This is a genomic window from Streptomyces sp. NPDC047853 (assembly GCF_043204535.1).
Taxonomy (GTDB): Bacteria; Actinomycetota; Actinomycetes; order Streptomycetales; family Streptomycetaceae; genus Streptomyces.
In genome coordinates this window covers 207182-213526 of the sequence record NZ_JBIDCI010000010.1, presented here as the reverse complement: position 1 = coordinate 213526, position 6345 = coordinate 207182, and the positions used below count along the sequence as shown (strand labels likewise).

Below are 6345 nucleotides of genomic sequence, written 5' to 3'. Positions count from 1 at the left end.
TCGTTAAGGGGGCGTGGAAGTGGGTGACGTCCGGCACCCCCCCCGGGTGACCCACCGCACGCACCCCTGATCACGTGATCACGCGCCGCGGGGGGCGCTGTTCCACCGGCGCCCCGCGCGGACTCGCATCCGGCCACATCCGTCGATAGTTCCGAAAGTCTCGGAGGACATGCGGTGAACGAACTGCCGCAGCAGCTGGTCAACGGCCTGCTACTGGGATCCATGTACGGGCTGGTCGCCATCGGCTACACAATGGTCTACGGCATTGTCCAGCTCATCAACTTCGCCCACGGCGAGATCTTCATGACCGGCGCCTTCGGCGCGCTCACGGTCTACCTCTACATCCTGCCCGACGGCACCTCCATGCTGATCGCCCTTCCGCTCATGCTCATAGGCGCCATGATGGTCTCCGTCACCGTGGCGGTCGGGGCGGAACGGTTCGCCTACCGTCCCCTGCGCGGCGCACCACGCCTCGCGCCCCTCATCACCGCCATCGGCCTCTCCCTCGCCCTCCAGCAGGCGGTGTGGGCCTGGTACCCCGGCGCCAAGTCGAAGATCAGCTTCCCGCAGATCGAAGGCGGGCCGTTCCACATCGGCAGCGTCACCATCCAGACCGGCGACATCTTCCTGCTCATCGCCGCCCCGGTCAGCATGGCGATCCTCGCCTTCTTCGTGATGCGCACCCGCACCGGCCGCGGCATGCAGGCCACCGCGCAGGACCCGGACACCGCCAAGCTGATGGGTGTCAACACCGACCGCATCATCGTGGTCGCCTTCGCCCTCGGTGCCCTCTTCGCCGCCGTCGGCGCCGTCGCCAACGGTCTGAAGTACGGCGACATCGACTTCCGGATGGGCTTCATCCTCGGTCTCAAGGCCTTCACCGCGGCGGTCCTCGGCGGTATCGGCAACATCTACGGCGCCATGATCGGCGGCGTCGTCCTCGGTGTCGCCGAGACCCTGGCCACCGCCTTCATCGCCGACGTGCCCGGTCTGGAGAAGCTCGGCAGCCAGTCCTGGGCCGACGTCTGGGCCTTCATCCTCCTCATCCTCGTACTCCTGTTCAGGCCACAGGGCCTGCTCGGCGAACGCGTTGCGGACAGGGCGTGACACCGATGACCACACAGACCACAGCACCGAAGGCCGCCGGCACCACCGCCGCGGGCAACACCTCCGGCCTCATCGGGATCCCCGCCCACATCGGCCGCGCCCTCGCCACCGGCGGCGGCGTCCTCACCGTCATCTCCACGTTCCTCGCCTGGACCTGGACCTCCGAGTTCCCCGGCGACCTCACCGTCTACGGCTACCCCGGCGGCCTCCAGGTCCTGGTCCTGATCGCCGGCGCCCTCACCACCCTCCTCGGCCTCGCCTCCTACGGAGTCAAGGGCCTGGGCTGGCTGGCGCCCTCCGGAGCGGACGCGGCGCTCAAGTTCGCCGCCCTCGCCGCCTTCGCGACCACCTGGTACACGATCATCGCGATCAGCGCCCAGCTCGGCGGCCTGGTCAACCTGGAGCCCGGCGGCTACGTCGCGGCCGGCGCCACCCTGCTCGCCCTCCTCGGCGCCCTCGCCCTGCCCTTCGAGCACCCGGAGCCGGACCCGTTCGACCCGGACGACACCGGCTGGGAGCAGTTCAAGCACACCGCCTCGCACAACTGGCAGACCGTCCGGGCGGCCTTCGCCACCGGGACACCGCGCCCCGTACGGGCCCTGCCGTCCTACGTCGAGATCCTGATCATCGTCGCGATGCTCTCGATCGCCCTGCTCGTCTTCACCTACGGCATCGGCACCGAGTACGACGAACTCTTCGTCGGCTTCCTCATCACCGCCGGCCTCGGCTTCGCCGCCCTCCACAAGGCCGGCCTGATCGCCCACGCCACCGAGATCACCTCCCGGCACCAGAACATCACCGTCTGCGGCGCCTTCATCGCCGCGGCCTGCTTCCCCTTCACCCAGTCCGACGACCAGTACGCCACCCTCGGCGTCTACATCCTCATCTTCGCCACGGTCGCCCTCGGACTGAACATCGTCGTCGGCCTCGCCGGCCTGCTCGACCTCGGCTACGTCGCCTTCCTCGGCGTCGGCGCCTACGCGGCCGCCCTGGTCTCCGGCTCCCCCAGCTCGCCGTTCGACGTCCACTTCCCCTTCTGGGCCGCGGTCATCGTCGGCGCCATCGCCTCGCTCGTCTTCGGCGTCCTGATCGGCGCCCCCACCCTGCGACTGCGCGGCGACTACCTCGCCATCGTGACCCTCGGCTTCGGCGAGATCTTCCGCATCACCGCCAACAACCTCGACGGCACCTCGGGGCCGGACCTCACCAACGGCTCCAACGGCGTCTCCTCCATCCCCGACCTCAAGATCCTAGGTCTGGACCTCGGCGTACAGCACGACATCGGCGGCTTCACCATCGGCCGCTTCGCCAACTACTTCTTCCTGATGCTGATCATCACCGCGGTCGTCGTCCTCGTCTTCCGACGCAGCGGCGACTCCCGCATCGGCCGCGCCTGGGTCGCCATCCGCGAGGACGAGACCGCCGCGCTCGCCATGGGCATCAACGGCTTCCGCGTCAAGCTCATCGCCTTCGCCGTCGGCGCCACCCTCGCCGGCCTCGCCGGCACCGTGCAGGCCCACGTCACCTACACCGTCACCCCCGAGCAGTACCTCTTCGCCGGCACCACGCCACCCAACTCGGCCTTCCTGCTCGCGGCGGTCGTCCTCGGCGGCATGGGCACCATCGCAGGCCCGCTCATCGGCGCCTCCCTGCTCTTCCTGATCCCCAACAAGCTCCAGTTCCTCGGCGACTACCAGCTCTTCGCCTTCGGACTCGCGCTCGTCCTGCTCATGCGCTTCCGTCCCGAAGGCCTCATCGCCAACCGACGCCGCAAACTGGAATTCCACGAAGAGGCCGAAGCGCCCACCACCCTGAGCAAGACAGGGGCCTGACCACATGACCACCGACACCACCACCAAGGACACCGCCCCGGGCGCCCCCACCCCCGGCACCACGGTCCTCGACGCGCGCGGCGTCACCATGCGCTTCGGAGGCCTCACCGCGGTCAACAACGTCGACCTCACCGTCAACAGCGGCGAGATCGTCGGCCTCATCGGCCCCAACGGCGCCGGCAAGACCACCTTCTTCAACTGCCTCACCGGCCTCTACATACCGACCGAGGGCGAAGTCCGCTACAAGGGCACCGTCCTGCCCGCCAAATCCTTCAAGGTCACGGCCGCGGGCATCGCCCGCACCTTCCAGAACATCCGCCTGTTCGCCAACATGACGGTCCTGGAGAACGTCCTCGTCGGCCGCCACACACGCACCAAGGAAGGCTTCTGGTCGGCCGTCCTGCGCGGCCCCGGCTTCCACAAGGCCGAGGCCACCTCCCGCGAACGCGCCATGGAACTGCTCGAGTTCGTCGGCCTGGCCGCCAAGGCCGACCACCTCTCGCGCAACCTCCCCTACGGCGAGCAGCGCAAACTGGAGATCGCCCGCGCCCTCGCCAGCGAACCCGGCCTGCTGCTCCTGGACGAGCCGACCGCCGGCATGAACCCGCAGGAGACACGGGCCACCGAGGAACTCGTCTTCGCCATCCGCGACAAGGGCATCGCCGTCCTCGTCATCGAGCACGACATGCGCTTCATCTTCAACCTCTGCGACCGCGTCGCCGTCCTCGTACAGGGCCAGAAACTCGTCGAGGGCGACAGCGCCACCGTGCAGGGCGACGAACGCGTGGTCGCCGCCTACCTCGGCGAGCCCCTCGACAACGACCCCGGCGCCGCGGAGGCCGCCGAGGTCGAGGCCGCGGAGGCCGCCCAGGCCGACACCACCAAGAACACCGCGGCCGGCAAGGAGAACGACCGATGACCGCACTGCTCGAGGTCGAGGACCTCCGCGTCGCCTACGGCAAGATCGAGGCCGTCAAGGGCATCTCCTTCAAGGTCGACGCCGGCGAGGTGGTCACCCTCATCGGCACCAACGGCGCCGGCAAGACCACCACCCTGCGCACCCTCTCCGGCCTCCTCAAGCCGGTCGGCGGCCAGATCAAGTTCGGCGGCAAGTCCCTCAAGAAGGTGCCCGCCCACCAGATCGTCTCCCTGGGACTCGCCCACTCCCCCGAGGGGCGGCACATCTTCCCGCGCATGACGATCGAGGACAACCTCCGCCTCGGCGCCTTCCTCCGCAGTGACAAGCAGGGCATCGAGAAGGACATCCAGCGCGCCTACGACCTCTTCCCGATCCTCGGGGAGCGCCGGAAGCAGGCCGCGGGCACCCTCTCCGGCGGCGAGCAGCAGATGCTCGCCATGGGCCGCGCCCTGATGTCCCAGCCGAAGCTGCTCATGCTGGACGAGCCGTCCATGGGCCTCTCGCCGATCATGATGCAGAAGATCATGGCGACGATCGCCGAGCTGAAGTCCCAGGGCACCACGATCCTGCTCGTCGAGCAGAACGCCCAGGCGGCCCTGTCCCTGGCCGACCACGGCCACGTCATGGAGGTCGGCAACATCGTCCTGTCCGGCAGCGGCCAGGACCTCCTCCACGACGAGTCGGTCCGCAAGGCCTACCTCGGCGAGGACTGACCCCGCGCCGGTACGACCGAGGCCCGCACCCCCGGACAGGGGCGCGGGCCTCGGTCGTACCGTGCTCAGCCCTTGGACGCCTTCTTCTCCTCGGCGTCCTGGATGACCGCCTCGGCCACCTGCTGCATCGACATCCGCCGGTCCATCGAGGTCTTCTGGATCCACCGGAACGCGGCCGGCTCGGTCAGGCCGTACTCCGTCTGGAGCACCGACTTGGCACGGTCGACCAGCTTGCGGGTCTCCAGGCGCTGGCTGAGGTCGGCGACCTCCTTCTCCAGCTCCTTCAGCTCCGTGAACCGCGAGACCGCCATCTCGATCGCCGGGACGACGTCGCTCTTGCTGAACGGCTTGACCAGGTACGCCATGGCCCCCGCGTCCCGGGCCCGCTCCACCAGGTCGCGCTGCGAGAACGCGGTCAGCATCAGCACCGGCGCGATGCTCTCCTCGGCGATCTTCTCGGCCGCGGAGATGCCGTCGAGCTTGGGCATCTTCACGTCCAGGATCACCAGGTCGGGGCGGTGCTCACGGGCCAGCTCCACGGCCTGCTCCCCGTCACCGGCCTCACCGACGACGGAGTACCCCTCCTCCTCCAGCATCTCTTTGAGGTCCAGCCGGATGAGCGCCTCGTCCTCGGCGATGACGACTCGGGTCGTCAGCGGAGGCACGTGCGACTTGTCGTCGTCGTTCACGTCGGCGGGCTGGGGCGACTCGGGGGCGGTCACGTGGGCGCTCCTTGTTCCGGGGCGGGCGGTACTGCTGACAAGAGCCTACCTAGCTGCGACGGATCGAAGTGAACCGGTACACTTCCCAGCGGTCACCAATCTTGCCCGGTTGGAGGAACTGGTCAGACTCGCGGCACTCAAAATGCCGTGCCCTTTGGGCATGTGGGTTCGAATCCCACACCGGGCACTTTTCGAGCGGAGGCTCACGTTCTCGTGAACCTCCGCTCTTCCCTGTCCGTGATCACGGACAGGGGCGCAAAGTGACCTCATGGAACAGCACAGCCCTTCGATTCGCGCTTTTGCTGTCACCCTCATGAGGCAGGGCGTCCCCAATCGCGAGGTGTCCGAGCTGCTCCACGTCCCGCGAGGCACCGTCGGCTGGTGGCGCAGCGAGGACCGCAGGGCACGCGGCGAGACGTACGAGTCGCCGACCGACTGCCCGCTGTGCACGGACCGCGTGTTCGACGAGACCGCGTACGCCTATCTGCTCGGCCTCTATCTCGGCGACGGCCATATCGTCTCCAAGCCCGGCCAGCACCATCTGTCGATCTTCTGCAACGCCACCCAGGTCGGTCTGATCGCCACGGCGGAAGAGGCCATGCGCAGGGTCATGCCCCTGCCCTGTGTGAGTCGGCGCCGCAAACCCGGGTGCGTCGAGGTCAAGTCCTACACCAAGCACTGGTGCTGCATGTTCCCCCAGCACGGCCCCGGCAAGAAGCACGAGCGCAAAATCGCCCTGGAGTCCTGGCAACAGGCGATCGTCGGTGCCCATCCCTGGGAGTTCGTCCGTGGGCTGATTCACTCTGACGGCTGTCGCGTCACCAACTGGACGACCCGTGTCGTCGATGGCGAACGCAAGCGTTACGAGTATCCCCGGTACGTCTTCACCAACGTCTCGGCCGACATCCGCCGCCTGTACACGGACACCCTCGACGCACTCGGCGTCGAGTGGACGCACTGCACGCGCCACGGCAACGCCTACAACATCTCCGTGGCCCGCAAAGCCTCCGTAGCCCTCATGGACGCCCACGTAGGCCCCAAGTACTGATGCC

The 6345-nt window shown here is 68.2% G+C and carries 6 protein-coding genes and 1 tRNA gene; 6 read left to right on the top strand and 1 reads right to left on the bottom strand.

Going from position 1 to position 6345, the window contains the following annotated elements:
- Window positions 1-174 precede the first annotated feature (174 nt).
- The 4 genes from ACGF5T_RS20565 to ACGF5T_RS20550 are packed head-to-tail and all read left to right on the top strand — an operon-like array spanning window position 175 to window position 4571.
- Window positions 175-1107 carry a branched-chain amino acid ABC transporter permease gene (locus ACGF5T_RS20565; RefSeq protein WP_356607997.1) on the top strand — a complete coding sequence of 311 codons (933 nt, stop codon included), beginning with the start codon at window positions 175-177 and terminating at the stop codon, window positions 1105-1107.
- Window positions 1108-1112: 5 nt separating this feature from the next.
- On the top strand, window positions 1113-2939 hold the full coding sequence (locus ACGF5T_RS20560; RefSeq protein WP_361016873.1) for a branched-chain amino acid ABC transporter permease: 1827 nt from the start codon (window positions 1113-1115) through the stop codon (window positions 2937-2939).
- A 4-nt stretch (window positions 2940-2943) separates the two neighbouring features.
- A complete protein-coding gene (locus ACGF5T_RS20555) occupies window positions 2944-3858 on the top strand; it encodes an ABC transporter ATP-binding protein (protein WP_356608001.1) in 915 nt (304 codons plus the stop codon).
- Window positions 3855-4571: an ABC transporter ATP-binding protein gene (locus tag ACGF5T_RS20550; protein WP_356608003.1), complete on the top strand. Its 717-nt coding sequence runs from the start codon at window positions 3855-3857 to the stop codon at window positions 4569-4571. Before ACGF5T_RS20555 ends, ACGF5T_RS20550 begins: the two co-directional genes overlap by 4 nt.
- A 65-nt stretch (window positions 4572-4636) precedes the next feature.
- Here the strand turns inward: ACGF5T_RS20550 and ACGF5T_RS20545 are convergent, their stop codons facing one another.
- On the bottom strand, window positions 4637-5293 hold the full coding sequence (locus ACGF5T_RS20545) for an ANTAR domain-containing response regulator (RefSeq protein ID WP_053129133.1): 657 nt from the start codon (window positions 5291-5293) through the stop codon (window positions 4637-4639).
- 103 nt (window positions 5294-5396) lie between these two features.
- Between ACGF5T_RS20545 and ACGF5T_RS20540 the strand changes: the two genes are divergently transcribed.
- Both ACGF5T_RS20540 and ACGF5T_RS20535 read left to right on the top strand, forming a co-directional pair.
- Window positions 5397-5480: transfer RNA gene (locus ACGF5T_RS20540), tRNA-Leu, on the top strand.
- A 126-nt stretch (window positions 5481-5606) separates the two neighbouring features.
- The gene (locus ACGF5T_RS20535) at window positions 5607-6341 is read left to right on the top strand and encodes a helix-turn-helix domain-containing protein (RefSeq protein WP_366766199.1); all 735 of its coding nucleotides are present in this window, start codon (window positions 5607-5609) and stop codon (window positions 6339-6341) included.
- The last annotated feature ends 4 nt before the right edge of the window (window positions 6342-6345 follow it).

What these genes read in the sequence shown, in the direction of transcription:
- ACGF5T_RS20560 (WP_361016873.1), top strand. Translation starts at nt 1,113, where the DNA reads ATGACCACACAGACCACAGCACCGAAGGCCGCCGGCACCACCGCCGCG.
- ACGF5T_RS20555 (WP_356608001.1), top strand. Translation starts at nt 2,944, where the DNA reads ATGACCACCGACACCACCACCAAGGACACCGCCCCGGGCGCCCCCACC.
- ACGF5T_RS20550 (WP_356608003.1), top strand. Translation starts at nt 3,855, where the DNA reads ATGACCGCACTGCTCGAGGTCGAGGACCTCCGCGTCGCCTACGGCAAG.
- ACGF5T_RS20535 (WP_366766199.1), top strand. Translation starts at nt 5,607, where the DNA reads ATGAGGCAGGGCGTCCCCAATCGCGAGGTGTCCGAGCTGCTCCACGTC.